The sequence below is a fragment of the Halomonas sp. OfavH-34-E genome (assembly GCF_024124525.1).
Lineage (GTDB): Bacteria > Pseudomonadota > Gammaproteobacteria > Pseudomonadales > Halomonadaceae > Halomonas > Halomonas litopenaei.
In genome coordinates this window covers 27,602-46,171 of record NZ_JAMXRY010000025.1, presented here as the reverse complement: position 1 = coordinate 46,171, position 18,570 = coordinate 27,602, and the positions used below count along the sequence as shown (strand labels likewise).

The following is an 18,570-nucleotide window of genomic DNA, read 5'->3' as shown; positions in this document are numbered from 1 at the left end:
CTCGCGCCCGTGAAAGCCCATCACTCGGACGCCACAGGTAACTGCGCCAACAGACGCGGCAGAAAGCGGACGGTCACCACGGTGCCGCAGGGCTTGATGCCTCTGACCGTGAGCTTTCCACTCAGGCTTCGTGCCCGCTCTTCCATGATCGCCATCCCGTGGGACATGGAAGGATCCGATTGCGGTCCGATGCCTACACCGTCGTCCGTGACCGAAAGTTGATAGTGCCCCGTGTCGTCGACGGCGAGGCTGATGGTGCAGTGCCGAGCACGTGCATGGCGGGCCACGTTGGACAGCGACTCGCGCACGATCTGCAGCACATGAATTTCCTCATTGGGGGTCAGCGACAGCCCGCTCCACTGGCCTTTCAGGGTCAGCTCGAAGTCGCCCCGCTTGGAGTACTCCAGCACCGTTTCCTCCAACGCCGCTTCCAGACCCGACTCATGGATGCGCAGACGAAAGGTGTTGAGCAGCTCCCTGAGCTGGCGGTAGGACGAATTGAGACCGTGCCGGAGTTCCGCGACCACCTGCGCCACCTGCTCGTGGCGTTGCTGATCGAGCTGCATCTGTAGACGGGTGACCTGGATCTTCAGGTAGGACAGCGACTGCGCCAGCGAGTCGTGAAGCTCTCGCGCAATCACCGCGCGCTCATCCATCAGCGCCAGACGACGCTGTTCGTCGGCTTTCTCGGACAGCGACAAGGCCGCGGCAATCAGCCCGGCCACCGTCTCCACCAGCTCGATCTTCCACTGGGCCAGCATATGGCCGGGAGGCTGATGGACACGCAACTCGCCAAAATCCCGACCCGCTTCGCGCACCCTGACCGCGTATTCATTGCCGTTGGCATACAGTCCTGAGACTGCCTTGTCTGATATTTCACACCCGCGCGATGGTTCCTGAACGAAAGCGCTTTCCGCGCCGGGGCGAGAGCTGAGTCTGACAATATCCTTGCCATTGCCTCCCATGGACAGGCGCAGCTCGAAGGGGCCTTCGTCGGTCACCGCTTCCAGCTGGCGCAGCACTTCCTCGAGCTCTTCCCGGGTCAGCGGAGTGACCCCATTGAGACGCCGCGCGGTCAAATAAAGCATGCGCAACGCATCATTGCTGCGCTTCAGTTCATGGGTCTTCGCCGCGACACGCTTTTCCAGCTGACCGTACATTTCCGACAGGCTGGCATTCATCTTGTTGATTGTTCTGGATAACAAGCCTAACTCGTCGTTACCCCGGTAGATGGTTCTCCCCGAAAAGTCACCGACCATAACACCATTCACAACGCGAATAAGGTCACGAAATGGCGGCATGACACCGCAGACTATTCGATAGACAACCATCACCATAAAGATCACGAGAACGGCGAGTGATGCCCCCTGAAAAACCTCAAGAAATACGACCTTTGACTCGGCGTATTCTTGAAGCCTTCCCACCAGAATATCGACCTTGTCGACGAACTCGGCGACCTTGTCATCCAGCCGAAAGACGTCACCACCTTCGAAATCCACCGTGTTGGGACGCAGGGTTTCGTGCCAGCACTCCACCACCCTGTCGTAGGCCTCTCTGAGCGGATCATCGGCGTCCACCGGAATCAGCGCGATGATCGCCCCGGCAGCCAGCGTGGCCTCCATCTGTTCGTGCTGCCAGCGTCGCCTGGGGTGATCCGCCGGCAGCAACTCCGACGTCGCCAGCAGTCGATAGGCCTGCATTCGCAGCGAGCCCGCCTGGTTGATGGCGTCGGCATAACCTCCCGCGCTCTTTGCGATGACGATGGAGCCCAGCAGGCTGACCAGGGCCAGACAGGATATCGCCGCCATGGCGACCAGCATGCGCAGCATCAGTGATCGGCGCAGGTAAAAGGCGCCGTTCATCTACTACACCTTCCCTTTTTGACCCAGATCAAGGGTTTCATCATCTAGAAATTTCCGGAATGTCGCATCCATCTGAGAGGGCAGATAATACGTGACGAACACCTCAAAAACACCCGGATACCTCCATGGAGGTAATTAAGCAAATGCGCTGGATATAGCACGCAATTCTCTTGACCACAATCAAGTGCCATACAGATACATTGTAGCAAGGTTTAGGGGCCGAACCGGCACCCCTAAAGAGGAAAGCACATGCTCCAACATGACACCGTACCCCGGCGTCAGCAGAACAGAGCGCTAGGCCTATCCACACTCGCCTTCACTCTCTGCTTCGCCGTCTGGACCCTGTTCTCGATTCTCGGTATCCAGATCAAGGAGGACTTCGCGCTCTCCGACACCCAACTTGGCCTGCTGATGGCCACTCCCGTGCTGACGGGTTCGATCAGCCGACTCTTTCTCGGTGTACTGACTGACCGCTTCGGGGGCCGCTGGGTCTTCGGTCTGCTCATGCTGGTCACCGCTACCTGTGTCTACCTGCTGACCTTCGCCAACAGCTACGTGATGCTGCTGGTCGGCGCACTGGGTATCGGCCTTGCCGGTGGCTCCTTCATCGTCGGCGTGGCCTACACCTCGGCCTGGTTCGAGAAGGAACGCCAGGGTACGGCGCTGGGCATCTTCGGGGCCGGTAACGTCGGTGCCGCCGTCACCAACTTCGGCGCGCCCTTCCTGCTGATGGCAATGGGCTGGAAAAGCACCGCCCTGGTCTACGCCACCATCATGGCGATCATGGGCGTGGCCTTCATCCTGCTGGCCAAGGAAGACCCCCAGAATCAGTCGCGCAATGCCGTGCGCCTGCCGCTGTCCGAGCAGTTCGCGCCCCTGGCCGACCTGCGCGTGTGGCGCTTCTCGCTCTACTACTTCTTCGTCTTCGGTGGCTTCGTCGCCCTCGCCCTTTGGCTGCCCCACTACCTGATCGAGGTCTACGGCCTGAGCCTGTCAGCGGCGGGTATCGTGGCGGCGCTGTACACCATCCCGGCCTCGCTGTTCCGTATTCTCGGCGGTTGGATGTCCGACCGCTACGGCGCCCGTCGCGTGATGTACTGGACCTTCCTGGCCTCGGTCATCTGCACCTTCCTGCTGAGCTATCCGCCCACCCAGTACGTCGTCGATGGCGTCCGTGGTCCGGTCGAGTTCACCTTCGCCATGCCGCTGGTCGGCTTCATCCTGTTGACCATGGTGCTGGGCTTCTTCATGTCGCTGGGCAAGGCCGCCGTGTACAAGCACATCCCGGTCTACTATCCCAAGAGCGTCGGCCTGGTCGGTGGCGCCGTCGGCATGGTCGGTGGCCTCGGCGGCTTCTTCCTGCCGCTGACCTTCGGCATGCTCAATGATGTCATCGGCATCTGGCAGAGCTGCTTCATGCTGATGTTCGTCGTGGTTGCCGCCGCGCTCATGTGGATGCACTTCGCCATCCGCAAGGCCGAGCGTATCGAGGCCCGCGATCGCTGCGAGTCCACCGACCTGCCCGAGCTGTCCACCCCGAGCCGTTTCGTGCTCGAGGACTGGCGCCCCGAGGACGAGTCCTTCTGGCAGTCCACCGGTCGCAAGATCGCCACGCGTAACCTGTGGATCTCCATCCCCTGTCTGCTGCTGGCCTTCTGCATCTGGATGGTGTGGTCCATGGTCGTGGCCAAGCTTCCCCAGGTAGGCTTCGAGTACAGCCCGAACCAGCTGTTCTGGCTGGCGGCCCTGCCGGGTCTTTCCGGTGCCACCCTGCGGATCTTCTACAGCTTTACCGTACCGATCTTCGGCGGCCGTCGCTTCACCGCGATTTCCACCGCCTCGCTGCTGCTGCCTGCTCTGTGGATCGGCTTCGCCGTCCAGAATCCCGAAACGCCCTACCTGGTGATGGCGATCATCGCCCTGCTGTGTGGCTTCGGTGGCGGCAACTTTGCGTCCTCCATGGCCAACATCGCCTTCTTCTATCCCAAGCGTGAGAAGGGCAAGGCCCTGGCCATGAACGCCGGCCTCGGCAACCTCGGCGTGTCGGTGATGCAGTTCCTGGTGCCCGTGGTCATCTCCACCGGCAGCTTCGTGATGTTCACCGGCAGTGGCCAGCCGATGTCCGACACTGATCTTCTGTGGCTGCAGAACGCCGGCTTCGTGTGGGTGCCGTTCATCGTCATCGCCACCGTCGCCGCCTGGTTCGGCATGAATGACATCGCCAGCGCCAAGTCCTCCTTCAAGGAGCAGTCGGTCATCTTCAAGCGCAAGCACAACTGGCTGATGTGCATCCTCTACACCGGCACCTTTGGCAGCTTCATTGGCTTCTCCGCCGGCTTCCCGCTGTTGACCAAGACCCAGTTCCCGGCCATCGATGCCCTCCAGTACGCCTTCCTCGGCCCGTTCGTCGGCGCCCTGAGTCGTGCCTGGACCGGTGGACTGGCCGACCGCTTCGGTGGTGCCCGGGTCACCTTCTGGACCTTCCTGACCATGATCGGCGGCGTGATCGGCGTGCTGTTCTTCCTGATGAACAAGGACATGTCGATCGCCTTCTACGGCTTCTTCGCCTCCTTCATGCTGCTGTTCTTCGCCACCGGCGTCGGCAATGCCAGCACCTTCCAGATGATCCCGTCGATCTTCCGCAAGGAAGTGCCGCGGCTGATGCCGAACCTGACCGCCGCCGAGCAGCTGGTCCACGCCGAGCGCGAATCCGCTGCCACCATCGGCTTCACCTCGGCCATCGCCGCCTACGGCGCCTTCCTGATTCCGAAGTCCTTCGGTACCTCGATCTCGCTGACCGGCGGTGCCGAAGCGGCACTGATCGGCTTCATCGTGTTCTACGTGTTCTGCACCGCCCTGACCTGGTTCTACTACAGCCGCAAGGGCGCGGAGATCGAACTGAACCTGGATGCGGGTCCCACCCGCAAGCCAAGCGCCGGTGCGGCCCAGACCCAGCACTGACGTTCCCGTCAAGACCGTGACATTCGAGTCCGCAAGGACCGCCTAGCCAGGCCCCCTTCGGGGGGCCTTTGAGGAGACCTCCATGAGTCATTTTCTCGATCGCCTGAGATACCTGACCAAACGTCCTCCGGAATTCGCCGACGGACACGGCGAAACCCGCGAAGAGACACGTGACTGGGAAGACGGCTATCGCGCCCGCTGGCAGCACGACAAGATCGTGCGCTCCACCCACGGGGTGAACTGCACCGGCTCGTGCAGCTGGAAGATCTACGTCAAGAATGGCCTGGTCACCTGGGAAACCCAGCAGACCGACTATCCGCGTACCCGCGCCGATCTGCCCAACCACGAGCCCCGCGGTTGCCCACGTGGCGCCAGCTACTCCTGGTACCTGTACAGTGCCAACCGCCTCAAGTACCCGCTGATTCGCCAGGAGCTGGTCAGCCTGTGGCGACGCGCGCTGGACAAGCACGCCGACCCGGTGGATGCCTGGGCCTCCATCGTCGAGGACCCGGTCCTGGCCAATCAGTACAAGCGTGCCCGCGGCATGGGCGGCTTCGTCCGCGCCGACTGGGACGAGGCGCAGACCCTGATCGCGGCGGCCAACGTCTACACCGCCAAGACCTACGGTCCCGACCGCATCATCGGCTTCTCGCCGATCCCCGCCATGTCGATGGTCTCCTACGCCGCCGGCGCCCGCTACCTGTCGCTGATCGGCGGAGTCTGCCTGTCGTTCTATGACTGGTACTGCGACCTGCCGCCGGCCTCCCCACAGACCTGGGGCGAGCAGACCGACGTGCCGGAATCCGCCGACTGGTACAACTCCGGCTACATCATCGCCTGGGGTTCCAACGTGCCGCAGACACGTACCCCGGACGCCCACTTCTTCACCGAGGTGCGCTACAAGGGCACCAAGACGGTGTCGATCACCCCGGACTACGCCGAGGTCTCGAAGCTCACCGACGAATGGCTGTCCGCCAAGCAGGGCACCGACGCCGCCCTGGCCATGGCCATGGGCCACGTCATCCTCAAGGAATTCCACCTCGCCTCGCCCAGCGTCTACTTCACCGACTACGTCAAGCGCTACACCGACATGCCCTTCCTGGTGGCCCTCGAGCCCCGCGAGGACGGCACCTACGCCCCGGGCAAGCAGCTGCGTGCGGCCGACTTCGACGCCTCGCTCGGCCAGGAAAACAACCCCGAGTGGAAAACCGTCGCCTGGGACGAGACCCGTGACCAGCTGGTGGTGCCGCGCGGTTCCATTGGCTTCCGCTGGGGCGAGAACGGCGACGACGAAAAGGGCAAGTGGAGCCTTGAGTCACTGGACGCCGACGGCCAGGAGATCGACCTGCGACTGTCGCTGGCCGACGCCCACGACAGCGTCGCCAAGGTGGCCTTCCCCTATTTCGGTGGCATCGCCCACGAGCACTTCGACCACGTCGAAGGCAACGAGGTGCTGCACCACTGCCTGCCGGCCAAGAAGCTGACCCTGGCCGATGGCAAGGAAGTGCTGGCGGTCACCGTGTTCGACCTGATGTGCGCCAACTACGGTATCGACCGTGGCCTCGGCGGCGAAGGCGAGGACGACGGCGCCACCGCACTGGACCAGCTGCGTCCCTACACCCCGGCGTGGCAGGAAAAGATCACCGGCGTGCCCGCCAACCAGTGTATCCGCATCGCCCGCGAGTTCGCCCACAACGCCGACAAGACCCAGGGTCGGTCCATGATCATCGTCGGTGCCGGGATGAACCACTGGTACCACATGGACATGAACTACCGTGGCCTGATCAACATGCTGGTGCTATGCGGCTGTATCGGTCAGTCCGGCGGCGGCTGGTCCCACTACGTGGGCCAGGAAAAGCTGCGTCCCCAGACCGGCTGGACTCCGCTGGCCTTCGGCCTGGACTGGCAGCGTCCGCCGCGCCACATGAACGGCACCTCGTTCTTCTACAACCACTCGAGCCAGTGGCGCTACGAGAAGCTCGAGGTCAAGGAACTGCTGTCGCCGCTGGCCAAGGCCGACAAGTACGACGGCAGCCTGATCGACTTCAACGTGCGCGCCGAGCGCATGGGCTGGCTGCCGTCGGCGCCGCAGCTCGGGGTCAACCCGCTGCGCCTGGCAGGCCCCGCCAGTGAGGCCGGCATGTCCACCGCCGACTACGTGGTCAGCCAGCTCAAGCAGGGCCGTCTTGGCTTCGCCGCCGAGGACCCGGACAACCCCCAGAACTTCCCGCGCAACATGTTCGTGTGGCGCTCCAACCTGCTGGGCTCCTCGGGCAAGGGTCACGAGTACATGCTCAAGTACCTGCTGGGCACCCGCCATGGGCTGCAGGGCAAGGACCTGGGCGAATCCGGCGGCGCCATGCCCCGGGAAGTTACCTGGCACGACGAGGCCCCCGAGGGCAAGGTGGATCTGTTCACCACCCTGGACTTCCGCATGTCGACCACCTGCCTGTACTCCGACGTGGTGCTGCCCACCGCGACCTGGTACGAGAAGGACGATCTCAACACCTCGGACATGCACCCCTTCATCCACCCGCTGACCGCCGCCACCGATCCGGCCTGGGAAGCGCGCAGCGACTGGGACATCTACAAGGGCATCGCCAAGAGATTCTCCCAGGTCTGCCCCGGCCACCTGGGCGAGGAAACCGACCTGGTCACCCTGCCGCTGCAGCATGACAGCCCCGGCGAGCTGGCCCAGCCCGAAGTGCTCGACTGGAAGCGCGGCGAGTGCGAGCCGATCCCCGGCAAGACCATGCCGAGCCTGATCGAGGTCAAGCGCAACTACCCCGAGACCTACGAGCGCTTCACCTCGGTGGGTCCGCTGCTAGAGAGCATCGGCAACGGTGGCAAGGGCATCGGCTGGAACACCGACAAGGAAGTCGAGCTGTTGCGTGGCCTCAACCAAGTCAAGCTCGAGGGTCCGGCCAAGGGTCAGCCCAGACTCGAAAGCGCCATCGACGCCGCCGAGATGATCCTGGCGCTGGCACCGGAGACCAACGGTCAGGTGGCGGTGAAGGCCTGGGACGCGCTGTCGAAGATCACCGGACGCGACCACACCCACCTGGCGATTCCCAAGGAAGAGGAGAAGATCCGCTTCCGCGACGTGGTGGCCCAGCCGCGCAAGATCATCTCCAGCCCGACCTGGTCTGGCCTGGAGGACGAGCACGTGTCCTACAACGCCGGCTACACCAACGTCCACGAGCTGATTCCCTGGCGTACCGTCAGCGGCCGCCAGCAGTTCTACCAGGATCACGCCTGGATGCGTGACTTCGGCGAGAGCCTGCTGGTCTACCGTCCGCCCATCGACACCAAGGCCACCAAGGCCATGGCGATGCCGCGGCCCAACGGTAACCCGGAGATCGCGCTGAACTGGATCACCCCGCACCAGAAGTGGGGCATCCACTCCACCTACTCCGACAACCTGTTGATGCTGACCCTGTCGCGTGGCGGCCCCATCGTCTGGCTGTCCGAGGAGGACGCGGTCGCCATCGGTGTCGAGGACAACGACTGGATCGAGCTGTACAACGCCAACGGCGCCATCGCCGCCCGCGCGGTGGTCAGTCAGCGGGTCAAGACCGGCATGGCGATGATGTACCACGCCCAGGAGCGCATCGTGAACGTGCCCGGCTCCGAGGTCACCGGTACCCGCGGCGGTATCCATAACTCTGTCACCCGCGTCTGCCCCAAGCCGACCCACATGATCGGCGGCTACGGACAGCTCTCCTACGGCTTCAACTACTACGGCACCGTCGGCTCCAACCGCGATGAGTTCGTCATGGTGCGCAAGATGAAGCACGTCAACTGGTTGGACGGCGAAGGACAGGACAGCGCCCAGGAGGCAGTGAAATGAAGATCCGTTCCCAAGTGGGCATGGTGCTCAACCTCGACAAGTGCATCGGCTGTCACACCTGTTCGGTGACCTGCAAGAACGTCTGGACCAGTCGTGAAGGCGTCGAGTACGCCTGGTTCAACAACGTCGAGACCAAGCCGGGCATCGGCTATCCCAAGGAGTGGGAGAACCAGGCGCGCTGGAAAGGCGGCTGGCTGAGGCGCGAGGACGGCACCATCGAGCCGCGCATCGGCGGCAAGTGGCGGGTGCTGGCGAACATCTTCGCCAACCCCGACCTGCCGGAGATCGACGACTACTACGAGCCGTTCACCTTCGACTACCAGCACCTGCACCAGGCCAAGAAGGGCCGCCACCAGCCAGTGGCGCGCCCCCGTTCGCTGATCTCCGGTCAGCGCATGGAGAAGATCGAGTGGGGCCCGAACTGGGAAGAGATTCTCGGCACCGAGTTCGCCAAGCGCCGCAAGGACGCCAACTTCGACAAGATCCAGGCGGACATCTACGGCCAGTTCGAAAACACCTTCATGATGTACCTGCCGCGCCTGTGCGAGCACTGCCTCAACCCGGCCTGTGTGGCCAGCTGCCCGAGCGGTGCGATCTACAAGCGTGAAGAGGATGGCATCGTCCTGATCGACCAGGACAAGTGCCGCGGCTGGCGGATGTGCGTATCCGGCTGTCCGTACAAGAAGATCTACTACAACTGGAAGTCCGGCAAGTCCGAGAAGTGCATCTTCTGCTACCCGCGTATCGAGTCGGGCCAGCCTACGGTGTGCTCCGAGACCTGCGTCGGTCGCATCCGCTACCTGGGCGTGCTGCTCTACGACGCCGATCGCATCGAGGAGGTCGCCGCCTCCCAGGACGAGCGCGACCTGTACAAGCGCCAGTGCGAGATCTTCCTCGACCCCAATGATCCCGAGGTCATCGCCCAGGCCAAGCGTGACGGCATCGATGACAACGTGATCAAGGCGGCCCAGGAGTCCCCGGTCTACAAGATGGCCATGGACTGGCAGCTGGCGCTGCCGCTGCACCCGGAGTACCGCACCCTGCCGATGGTCTGGTACGTGCCGCCGCTGTCGCCGATCCAGTCGGCGGTGGACGGTGGCCACGTGGAAACCGACGGCGTGCTGCCCAAGGTCGAATCACTGCGCATCCCGGTGAAGTACCTGGCCAACATGCTCACCGCCGGTGACGAGGCGCCGGTGGTTCGCGCGCTCAAGCGCATGATGGCGATGCGCGAGTACATGCGCGGCAAGCACGTGGACGGTGAGTTGCGCCACGACGTCCTCGACGAGGTCGAGCTGAGCGAGGCCCAGGTCGAGGAGATGTACCGCTACCTGGCCATCGCCAACTACGAGGACCGCTTCGTCATCCCGACCAGCCACCGCGAGCAGGCCCGCGAGGCCTTCCCGGAGCGTGGCGGCTGCGGCTTCACCTTCGGCAACGGCTGCCAGGGCGGCAGCGACAAGGCCAGCCTGTTCGGCGGACGCAAGCAGACCACCACCCTGGTCAACGTCGAGCAGTACGACCCCAGCCATCCGGAGGTCGAGCATGACTAATCCACTCGCCCAGGGTCTGCGCGCCCTGGCCCGGCTGCTCGACTATCCCGACCGGGAACTGATCGAGGGGCTTGCCGAGGTCAAGGCGGCAATTGCCGCCATGCCACTGCCGGGGGGAGCCCCCCGGCAGGCACTGCTCGACTGGTGTGATCGCCTGGCGGATGCCCGCCTGCTGGACGTTCAGGCGGCCTACGTCGCCCAATTCGATCGTGGCCGCGCCACCTCGCTTCTGCTGTTCGAGCACGTCCACGGCGAGTCCCGCGACCGCGGCCAGGCGATGGTCGACCTGCTCGGCGAGTACGAGGACGCCGGCTTTGCCCTCGACAGCCGCGAGCTGCCCGACCACCTGCCACTGCTGCTGGAGTTCCTCTCCACTCGCGAGGGTGACGAGGTGGCCCGCTGGATCGGTGACGTCAGCCATATCCTGGCACTCATCACCGCCCGCCTGGAGGCCAAGCAGTGCGACCAGGCGCTGGTGACCCTGACGCTGCTGTCGCTGATCGGCGCCGAGGATCAGGTGGACCTCCACCGCGAGGCGGTCAAGGAAGAACCGGCCGACAACACCCCTGCCGCCCTCGACGCCGTGTGGGAGGAGGAGGCCGTGCGTTTCTCGGCCGAATCCGACCAGGACTGCGCGCTGACCTCCGCCGAGGGCAAGCGCCTCGCCGAACGTCGGGGCAGTATCCAGCCCGACACCGTTCGCCTCCCCGATGCCATGCCCTCTCGACCCACTGGAGGTCTGTCATGAACTACCTGCACACCCTGCTGTTCGGCCTCTATCCCTACCTGGCGGGCAGCGTCTTTCTGATCGGTAGCCTGTTGCGCTTCGACCATGGCCAGTACACCTGGAAGACCGGCTCGAGCCAGATGCTGTCGTCCAGGCGCATGCGCCTGGCCAGTCCGCTGTTCCACGTCGGCATCCTGGTGATCTTCTTCGGCCACCTGGTCGGCCTGCTGACCCCGCATTGGGTCTACGCCCCCTTCATCAGCGCCGGCACCAAGCAGGTGTTTGCCATCCTGGTCGGTGGCATTGCCGGTATCGCCTGTCTGATCGGTGGCGCCATGCTGCTGCATCGCCGCTTCACCGACCCACGGGTCAAGGCGTCCTCCAGCTTCATGGACAACCTGATCATCGTGCTGCTGGTGGTTCAGGTCACCCTGGGCCTGCTGACCATTCCCGCCGCCCTGCATCACCTGGACGGCGGCGTGATGATCAAGCTTGCCGAATGGGCACAGGCCATCGTCTTCTTCCAGGGCGGCGCCGCCACCCACCTCGAAGGCATTGGCTTCATCTACCACCTGCACATTCTGGTCGGTCTGACCATCGTGCTGGTGTTCCCGTTCACTCGCCTGGTTCACGCCTGGAGCGCTCCCCTGGGTTACCTGGGGCGTCGCTACCAGATCGTCCGGCGCCGTGCCTGAGGAGGCATGTCATGCAAACCATCCCCGTGGAAACCCTGCCGCACACAACGGTTCCCAGCATTCGTGTTGGTGACAGCGTGATCGGCGAGGAAGCCATCGCCGGGGAGATGCAGTTCCATCCGTCAACGGATCGCGAGGCCGCCGCCAAGGCGGCGGCCCGCGCCCTGGTCATCCAGGAACTCTTGCGCCAGCGCGCCGAGATCCTGGGCATCGAGACGGGCTCGTTGCACGAGCCCGACGAGCGTGCGATCGCCGTGATGCTGGATCAGGAACTGCAAGTCCCCCCGCCCGATGAAGAGGCCTGCGTACGCTTTCACGCGGCTCACCCCGAACGCTTCTGCGAGCCCACCCGTCTCAAGGTCCGGCATATCCTGCTGGCGGCGGCCCCCGACGACCTGGACGCCCGCGACGAGCAGTTCAAGAAGGCCGAAGGGCTGATCGACACCCTCAAGCAGCATCCCAAACGCTTCGATGAAATGGCGCAGCGGTTTTCGCAGTGCCCATCGAAGGACGAAGGCGGAAGCCTTGGCTGGGTCAGCCGCGGCCAGACCGTCAGCGAGCTCGACCGCGCGCTGGAACCCCTGCCCGAAGGCCTGCACGAGCGTCCGCTGCCGTCGCGCTACGGTTGGCACGTGGTCGTCATCGACGCTCGTCTGGAGCGCCAGCCACTGCCCTACGCCGAGGTCAAGGACAGGGTCGCCCACGAGCTGACCGAACAGGCCACCCGAGTCGCTCTGCGCCACTACCTGCTGGCGCTGGAAAGCGAGATCGGCGTCGAGGGTTTCACCCTGGCCGACGATGACGTCGACGGCCCCCTGATGCGCTGACGAGGGCGCTGCAAGGTCGCCACCAAGGGCGTTGAAAGAGCACAGACAGAGCGCCGATCAGGCGCCACTAGGCGCTGTCCGAAAAGTCGACGAGCGAAGGTTAGACAAGGCAAAAATCGGTGAGAAAGCGCAGTTTACGGGGTGTAAATGAGCATTTTAATCCGATTTTTAACGCCGTATTACCGAGCGCAGGCACTTTTCAGACAAGCCCTAGCGAATGACGCGTGCGACTCCCCCTTCCCTCCCACCTGACACCCCCGCCAGACCTCAGGGTCCGGCGGGCTCCCTTCACGTTCTCTCCACCGGAGTCCTTGCATGTCTCATACGTCCACGTGCGCCGTGTTCACCCCGCTGGATATCGCCATCCTCACCGTGTCCGATACCCGTGGCCTGGACGAAGACGGCAGCGGCAACCTGCTGGCAGACCGGTTAGCCGGCACCGGACACCGCCTGACCGAGCGCGCCCTGGTCCCCGACGACATCTATCGCATTCGCGCCCAGGTCAGCGCCTGGGTGATCCGTTCCGACATCCAGGTGGTGCTGGTCAACGGCGGCACCGGCTTTACCGCCCGGGACAACACACCGGAGGCACTGACGGTACTGTTCGACAAGGTCGTCGAAGGCTACGGCGAGCTGTTTCGTCTGCGTTCCTTCGAGGCCATCGGCACCTCCACCATCCAGTCCCGCGCCGTGGCCGGGGTGATCGATCGCACCCTGGTGTTCTCCATGCCCGGCTCGCCCAAGGCCTGCGCCATGGCCTGGGACGACATTCTTGCAGCCCAGCTCGACGCCCGCACCCGGCCCTGCAACTTCGTCGCCATGGTGGTGAAGGACAGCCAGCGCTGCAGCAGCCGCAGCGCGGATCACCACGTCGCTTCAGTCAACGGGATGACGGCTCGACACGAAGCCCTGGAGGTCACCCCATGAGCGAGACCTGCGGCTGTGACACACCGACCAGAAGCCACACCCTGGTCGATCCCTGGCAGGCCCGCGAGCAGGTCATCGCCTTGACCCGCCCACTGGAGGACACCGAGACGCTGAGAACGACCCACGCCCGTGGCCGCATCCTGGCCGCGCCGCTCAAGGCGCTGCACGACGTTCCCGGCATCGACAACAGCGCCATGGACGGCTACGCCCTGCGTCTGGCCGACCTCAAGCACCGGCTTGCCCTGCCCGTGGTGGCCCGGGTACCCGCCGGCGCCGCCCCGATCACCCTGCCCTTCGACGGCTGTGCGCGCATCTTCACCGGCGCACCGATTCCCCGCGGTGCCGACGTGGTGGTGCCCCAGGAACGGGTACGGATCGATGACGCCGGCCAGATCCACTTTCCCTCGGATTTACACCTGGGAGACCATATCCGGCGACGTGGCGAAGAGCTCACCCTGGGAGCGGCGCTGCTCGAGCCAGGTGAGCCCCTCGATGCCATCCGCCTGGCACTGCTGGCGGCCCAGGGCATCACCGAGGTGCCCTGCCGGCGTCGGGTGCGCGTCGCCGTCATCAGTACCGGCTCGGAGCTGGTCACGCCGGGCAAGCCGCTGGCCCCGGGCCAGATCTACAACTCGAACGCCGGCATGCTGCATGCCCTGCTGCAGGATCACAACGCCGAGCTTGTCGACCTTGGCATCATCAGCGACACCGCCACGGCACTCGAAGAAGCGCTGACCTTCGCCGCCCGCCAGGCCGATCTGATCGTCTGTACCGGCGGCGTCTCGGTGGGTGAGGAAGACCACGTCAGGCCCTGTCTCGAGCGCCTTGGCGGCATCTGCCTCAGCGGCGTAGCGATGAAGCCCGGCAAGCCCTTCACCCTGGGCTACATCGGCCAGTCCCCATCCACCGGTACCCCGCTGCTGGGACTTCCCGGCAACCCCACCGCTGCCCTGGTCGCCTGGCACCTGCTGGGCCTGGCGGTGCTGCATCGCCGACAGGGTCGAACCATCGCCCCGCTGGCGAGCTTTGCAGTACACGCAGGCTTCACCTACCGCGCCAACCGCACGCGCACCCAGTGGCTGCGCGTCCGCCTGGATCACAGCGACATTGCCCCGGTGGCCAGGATCGCCGGCGACCAGGGCTCCAATATGCTCAAGAGTGCAGCACAAGCCGACGGCTACCTACAGGTGCCCCCCGGCCAGCAGGTGGTGCCCGGCCAGCGCTATCCCTACCTGCCGCTAAGCCAGTTTGCCCGCTAGCCCGGCGACCTTAACGCCGACATCACACCCTGAATGGTCAGACAAGGAGAGCCCACCATGGCCACCCCCTCAACCCTTCCCCTGGTCTACGCCTGCTCCGGCTGCTCCGACGTGGCCCAGCTCGCCAACAGCGTTGCTGTTGCGCTTGACCATCGCGGCATCGCCGAGATGTCGTGCATCTCGGGCGTCGGTGGCGGCGTGCCGGGGCTGGTGCGCAAGGCACAATCCGGGCGACCGATCGTGGCACTCGATGGCTGTCAGATGCACTGCACCGCCCATTGCCTGGACAAGGCCGGCGTAAGCGCCAATCACCATATGCGCCTGTACGAGCAGGGCTTCAAGAAGCGACGCGGCCGCCGCTACGATGACGATTGCGTGGAAGCTGTCATCACACAGCTCATACCCGTCGTTGATGCACTCGCTGGCGGTGAGGCGAGCCACGACCAGCGGGACACCGCCGTCAGGCTCGCCGCCCGCCGCTGAGCAAGGGTGAGGCGATAAAGCCAGCCCCGTCGGGTGAAAGTGGCGTGGCGCGTGAGAGCAATACGCAAGAACGACAAGGCCCCGCCGGGCTGCAGTGCAGCAGCTCCCCGGCGGGGCCTTATCATTGGCCATGTCATGTTAGCGGTGCGTCATGACAGCGACGTCGCTGCTCAGCTCATCCCCGCTGTCTCGTCGAGCCCATACTCCCGCTCCACCAGTGCCACCCTGACGCGATAGCTTGCATACCAGCGCTCGCGGCCCCTGGCCTGGGCCTCGCGATGATCCAGGTTGGCCTTCCAGGCGCGGATCGATGCCAGATCAGACCAGTAGGACACCGTGATGCCGGCGGCATATTCACCCGGCGAGCGCGCCGACTCCACCCCCAGAAACCCCGGCTGCTGTGCCGCCAGTTCGACCATGCGCTCGGCCATCTCGCCGTAGCCGTCATCCCCCGGCGTTCTCGTGGAGGTGAAGATCACCGCGTAGTACGGCGGTGTCGGTGTGGTGGCGATGGCGCTCAACGGTTTTCCTCAGTGATGATGGACAAGACACCCAGCGGCCGTCACGGAAATCGCAATCCGCCACGGCGAACTTGGCAATGTACCACGAGACGACGTCAACGGCCTTCCCGGTGCATATGCCAGGCTGACGCCAGAGACCTGCGCCAGAGACCTGCGACAGAGACCCGCACTGACAAGAGCGGATCAGAAACCACCGCTACCCGAGCCAATCGCCCCCTCATTGATCTGTTCAGTAAACGGATCATCGAACCCCGAGCCTACCGCGCCTTCATTGATACCCGGGGTAAAAGGATCGTCGTGCCCTGATCCGACTGCGCCTTCGTTGATATCGTCGGTGAACGGATCATCGATGCCCGCGCCGATCACGCCTTCGTTGACGTCTTGCGTGAACGCATCATCGAAACCGGTTCCTACCGCCGCTTCGTTGATGCCTTGCGAAAAAGGATCATCAAAGCCGGAACCCACCGCCGCTTCGTTGATGTCCCTGGTCCAGGGATCATCATGGGCCACGGCGCCTCCCGGCAACAGCGCTAGCATCAGGAAAAGACCACAGACGCCATACCTCATGACATACCCCATGTCGGCAAAATATCAGGATACAAGACCCCATTCGCTGCCATGCTGACCCGCGTCCATAAAAAAAGGGCCGGAACCCTGCTCGGGTACCGGCCCCTCCTGCCATCTCTTTTCCTTCTACTTTCTTGCGTTTCTTGTGGGCTCGAGCCTAGCCGATGGGATCTACCTCGACCAGCGGCTCCCGCGGCAGCAAGGGTCGCCAGTAGGCAAGCTCAGCGGCCACCGGCAACAGATTGACCGACACATCCTTGCGAGTCGGTTTGCACGGACGGCAACGCCGCTCTATACCGGGCTGATTGAGCTGAATACAGGTGTAGAGCTCCAGGCCACGGGCATCGATGGCGCTGACACACAGCTCGCACTTGAACGACTGGCCCATTTCGGTCGCGATCTTGAGGCGTCGTCCCTCCAGTCGATAGGTAATGATGCCTGCCGCGCTCTTCACCTTGCCATCGCCCTGTTCCAGGGTCTGCCCACACAGGCACCACTCGTAGTCCACCGGGAAGGCGGTGAGCCTGGGCCAGGCTTCAAACACGCCGCACCATCGCACCGGGCTGGAACGACAACGAGAACAGTCCTTCGCAATGTAGTCAGTCACCTCTCCGCGCTCTGTCACGCTCCATCGTGCCGCAATATCCAGCGATGGCGTCGGGGTGTCGAAGGTGATCCAGTCCAGATGCAGTGCCCCCTGCTGATCGATCTGGCGCCAGGCACGTAACTTGGCCAGGCGCCCTTCGGACGTGCGCATCCCGAAGACCACCTCATGGTGAGGCATGAACAGGAACCATCGTGGCCACGTGAGGGGTATCAGGCCCAGAGACATCTGGCTTGTTGCCAGCGGCAGGCGCGATATCTGCACCGGTGTCAGCGCGCCGAAGGAGGTCCCCGTGACCGTCAGCCCACTGCCACCGACGGCATTCAAGCCGCTTGCGGGATTCCAGGCGAGATCGGTTCCGGGCAGCACCCCCGCACTGAGGGCGCCACTGTCCAGATCCACCGAGAACCCTCCGAGACCGACGTTTCCGCCCTGGTGTTTTACCGGCACCGAGACCGACCGCACGATGCTCGAGCGCAATTCCAGATCATCGAGGACGATACTGGACAGCGTCAGACCACCACCGATCGGCCCGAGCGGGATCGCCGGCAGGCCACCAATGGCCCCGCTGATTCCATCCGAAATCAGACCATCGGCGATGCCTTCTGCCACCGCCTCGACAATCGCCAGCACCACGGCGGCAATGATGACTCCGACGATACCGCCGAACAGACCTCCCAGACCGAGTGAGGCAAGCCACACCCACCAGGCCAGGTCCACATCGGTATCCACCACCGGCGTGGTGGCAGTCACCGTGATCGCCCCAGCATCCAGACCGATATCGATGAAGAACGAGAAATTCGACTCCGCCGACCAACCACTACCCGAGTCGGTGGCACGTCCCGTGACGGAAATGCGATTGGCGACAACGCGAGCCTCAAGACTTCGAAGCGTCCCCTGACCACCCGGTGCGGGGATACTGCGGTTTAGCCTCAAGGGGGTGTCGAAATCGGTGACAGGTCTGCCCATGGAGCTTGCGATACGTGGGCGCATTACCCTGGCCAGCAACCAGAAGTTGCTCATCGTCACCAGCGACTGGCTCCCGGCAGGGATCAAGCTGGAGGTGACGTTATTGATATTACCCCCGCCGTCGCTGGACATGCGCACACCGAACGCAAGGCAATCACGATCCAGTGCCGTGGTATCGTTCACGGTGGTGACATCGATGTCGAAGACGGTTGTCGCATCCGTATCGTCGACGACCGGGATCGCTGGCGTCAGATCGATTCGACCGATGCTGGACTGAAGCTGGTCGAGCACGACTCCCGCCATCATGTTCTGCGCCTGCGTGAGGCTCAGCCCCGCAACATCCAGAAGCGGCTCAAGCAGTGACACCGACGCAGGATCGAAGGCCACATTGACCGTGGGCGCACCGGCATTGAAGTCCATGGTGGCGAACTGATTGCTGCCCTCGGTCACCATGGCGATACTGTCCACCACCGTGATGGCGCCACCGATCGGGGCCACCGTCAACGCCAGGGGCGCGGTGATCTGGAGCTGAGAATTGGAAAAGGGAACGGTCAGCCCCATTCTCGGCCGAGGGCGGTCCAGGTCGGCGACGGGGGTATCGAAATTCAGATCGGCGCTCCCGCTGACACCGCCTGCATTGACTGGCACGCTGATACTGGGTGGAAAGATCCCTCCGGCGAGGAAGGCCGTGGCAAGTTGATTGTTGAGTTCGTTCTCGGAAATCTGAACGAGCATGTCAAAACCGGCAGTTCGATCAAGTGCCAT

13 protein-coding genes are annotated in these 18,570 nt (G+C 63.9%); 9 read left to right on the top strand and 4 right to left on the bottom strand.

Annotated elements, in window-relative coordinates:
• Positions 1–20: 20 nt before the first annotated feature.
• Positions 21–1,808 (bottom strand): histidine kinase, encoded by a 1,788-nt coding sequence (locus NH448_RS12480; protein WP_290442750.1) that lies wholly within the window; start codon positions 1,806–1,808, stop codon positions 21–23.
• A gap of 303 nt (positions 1,809–2,111) precedes the next feature.
• Between NH448_RS12480 and NH448_RS12475 the strand changes: the two genes are divergently transcribed.
• The 9 genes from NH448_RS12475 to NH448_RS12435 all read left to right on the top strand — a co-directional run bounded on the left by NH448_RS12475 (position 2,112) and on the right by NH448_RS12435 (position 15,144).
• On the top strand, positions 2,112–4,823 hold the full coding sequence (locus tag NH448_RS12475; RefSeq protein ID WP_222516543.1) for an MFS transporter: 2,712 nt from the start codon (positions 2,112–2,114) through the stop codon (positions 4,821–4,823).
• Between the two features lie 82 nt (positions 4,824–4,905).
• Positions 4,906–8,673: a nitrate reductase subunit alpha gene (locus NH448_RS12470; protein WP_253028823.1), complete on the top strand. Its 3,768-nt coding sequence runs from the start codon at positions 4,906–4,908 to the stop codon at positions 8,671–8,673.
• On the top strand, positions 8,670–10,226 hold the full coding sequence (narH, locus tag NH448_RS12465) for a nitrate reductase subunit beta (RefSeq protein WP_253028822.1): 1,557 nt from the start codon (positions 8,670–8,672) through the stop codon (positions 10,224–10,226). Before NH448_RS12470 ends, narH begins: the two co-directional genes overlap by 4 nt.
• Positions 10,219–10,974 (top strand): nitrate reductase molybdenum cofactor assembly chaperone, encoded by a 756-nt coding sequence (gene narJ, locus NH448_RS12460; protein ID WP_045994027.1) that lies wholly within the window; start codon positions 10,219–10,221, stop codon positions 10,972–10,974. The genes narH and narJ overlap by 8 nt, the downstream gene beginning before the upstream one ends.
• A complete protein-coding gene (gene narI / locus NH448_RS12455) occupies positions 10,971–11,648 on the top strand; it encodes a respiratory nitrate reductase subunit gamma (RefSeq protein ID WP_253028821.1) in 678 nt (225 codons plus the stop codon). The genes narJ and narI overlap by 4 nt, the downstream gene beginning before the upstream one ends.
• Before the next feature lie 11 nt (positions 11,649–11,659).
• Positions 11,660–12,475, top strand: coding sequence for a peptidylprolyl isomerase (locus tag NH448_RS12450; protein ID WP_108133048.1), 816 nt, complete (start codon positions 11,660–11,662; stop codon positions 12,473–12,475).
• Positions 12,476–12,790: 315 nt separating this feature from the next.
• Entirely contained in the window at positions 12,791–13,402 is a 612-nt protein-coding gene (gene moaB, locus NH448_RS12445; RefSeq protein ID WP_045994430.1) for a molybdenum cofactor biosynthesis protein B, read from the top strand.
• The gene (gene glp, locus NH448_RS12440; protein ID WP_052704489.1) at positions 13,399–14,661 is read left to right on the top strand and encodes a gephyrin-like molybdotransferase Glp; all 1,263 of its coding nucleotides are present in this window, start codon (positions 13,399–13,401) and stop codon (positions 14,659–14,661) included. Before moaB ends, glp begins: the two co-directional genes overlap by 4 nt.
• 57 nt (positions 14,662–14,718) lie before the next feature.
• Positions 14,719–15,144, top strand: coding sequence for a putative zinc-binding protein (locus tag NH448_RS12435; RefSeq protein ID WP_083970594.1), 426 nt, complete (start codon positions 14,719–14,721; stop codon positions 15,142–15,144).
• Between the two features lie 170 nt (positions 15,145–15,314).
• Here NH448_RS12435 and NH448_RS12430 read toward each other — a convergent pair whose 3' ends face one another.
• The 3 genes from NH448_RS12430 to NH448_RS12420 all read right to left on the bottom strand — a co-directional run bounded on the left by NH448_RS12430 (position 15,315) and on the right by NH448_RS12420 (position 18,570).
• Positions 15,315–15,665 carry an antibiotic biosynthesis monooxygenase gene (locus NH448_RS12430; RefSeq protein WP_045994429.1) on the bottom strand — a complete coding sequence of 117 codons (351 nt, stop codon included), beginning with the start codon at positions 15,663–15,665 and terminating at the stop codon, positions 15,315–15,317.
• 183 nt (positions 15,666–15,848) lie between these two features.
• Positions 15,849–16,175 (bottom strand): hypothetical protein, encoded by a 327-nt coding sequence (locus tag NH448_RS12425; RefSeq protein ID WP_157033113.1) that lies wholly within the window; start codon positions 16,173–16,175, stop codon positions 15,849–15,851.
• 214 nt (positions 16,176–16,389) lie between these two features.
• Entirely contained in the window at positions 16,390–18,570 is a 2,181-nt protein-coding gene (locus tag NH448_RS12420) for a hypothetical protein (RefSeq protein ID WP_045994427.1), read from the bottom strand.

What these genes read in the sequence shown, in the direction of transcription:
- NH448_RS12480 (WP_290442750.1), bottom strand. Translation starts at nt 1,808, where the DNA reads ATGGCGGCGATATCCTGTCTGGCCCTGGTCAGCCTGCTGGGCTCCATC.
- NH448_RS12475 (WP_222516543.1), top strand. Translation starts at nt 2,112, where the DNA reads ATGCTCCAACATGACACCGTACCCCGGCGTCAGCAGAACAGAGCGCTA.
- NH448_RS12470 (WP_253028823.1), top strand. Translation starts at nt 4,906, where the DNA reads ATGAGTCATTTTCTCGATCGCCTGAGATACCTGACCAAACGTCCTCCG.
- narH (WP_253028822.1), top strand. Translation starts at nt 8,670, where the DNA reads ATGAAGATCCGTTCCCAAGTGGGCATGGTGCTCAACCTCGACAAGTGC.
- narJ (WP_045994027.1), top strand. Translation starts at nt 10,219, where the DNA reads ATGACTAATCCACTCGCCCAGGGTCTGCGCGCCCTGGCCCGGCTGCTC.
- narI (WP_253028821.1), top strand. Translation starts at nt 10,971, where the DNA reads ATGAACTACCTGCACACCCTGCTGTTCGGCCTCTATCCCTACCTGGCG.
- NH448_RS12450 (WP_108133048.1), top strand. Translation starts at nt 11,660, where the DNA reads ATGCAAACCATCCCCGTGGAAACCCTGCCGCACACAACGGTTCCCAGC.
- moaB (WP_045994430.1), top strand. Translation starts at nt 12,791, where the DNA reads ATGTCTCATACGTCCACGTGCGCCGTGTTCACCCCGCTGGATATCGCC.
- glp (WP_052704489.1), top strand. Translation starts at nt 13,399, where the DNA reads ATGAGCGAGACCTGCGGCTGTGACACACCGACCAGAAGCCACACCCTG.
- NH448_RS12435 (WP_083970594.1), top strand. Translation starts at nt 14,719, where the DNA reads ATGGCCACCCCCTCAACCCTTCCCCTGGTCTACGCCTGCTCCGGCTGC.
- NH448_RS12420 (WP_045994427.1), bottom strand. Translation starts at nt 18,570, where the DNA reads ATGGCACTTGATCGAACTGCCGGTTTTGACATGCTCGTTCAGATTTCC.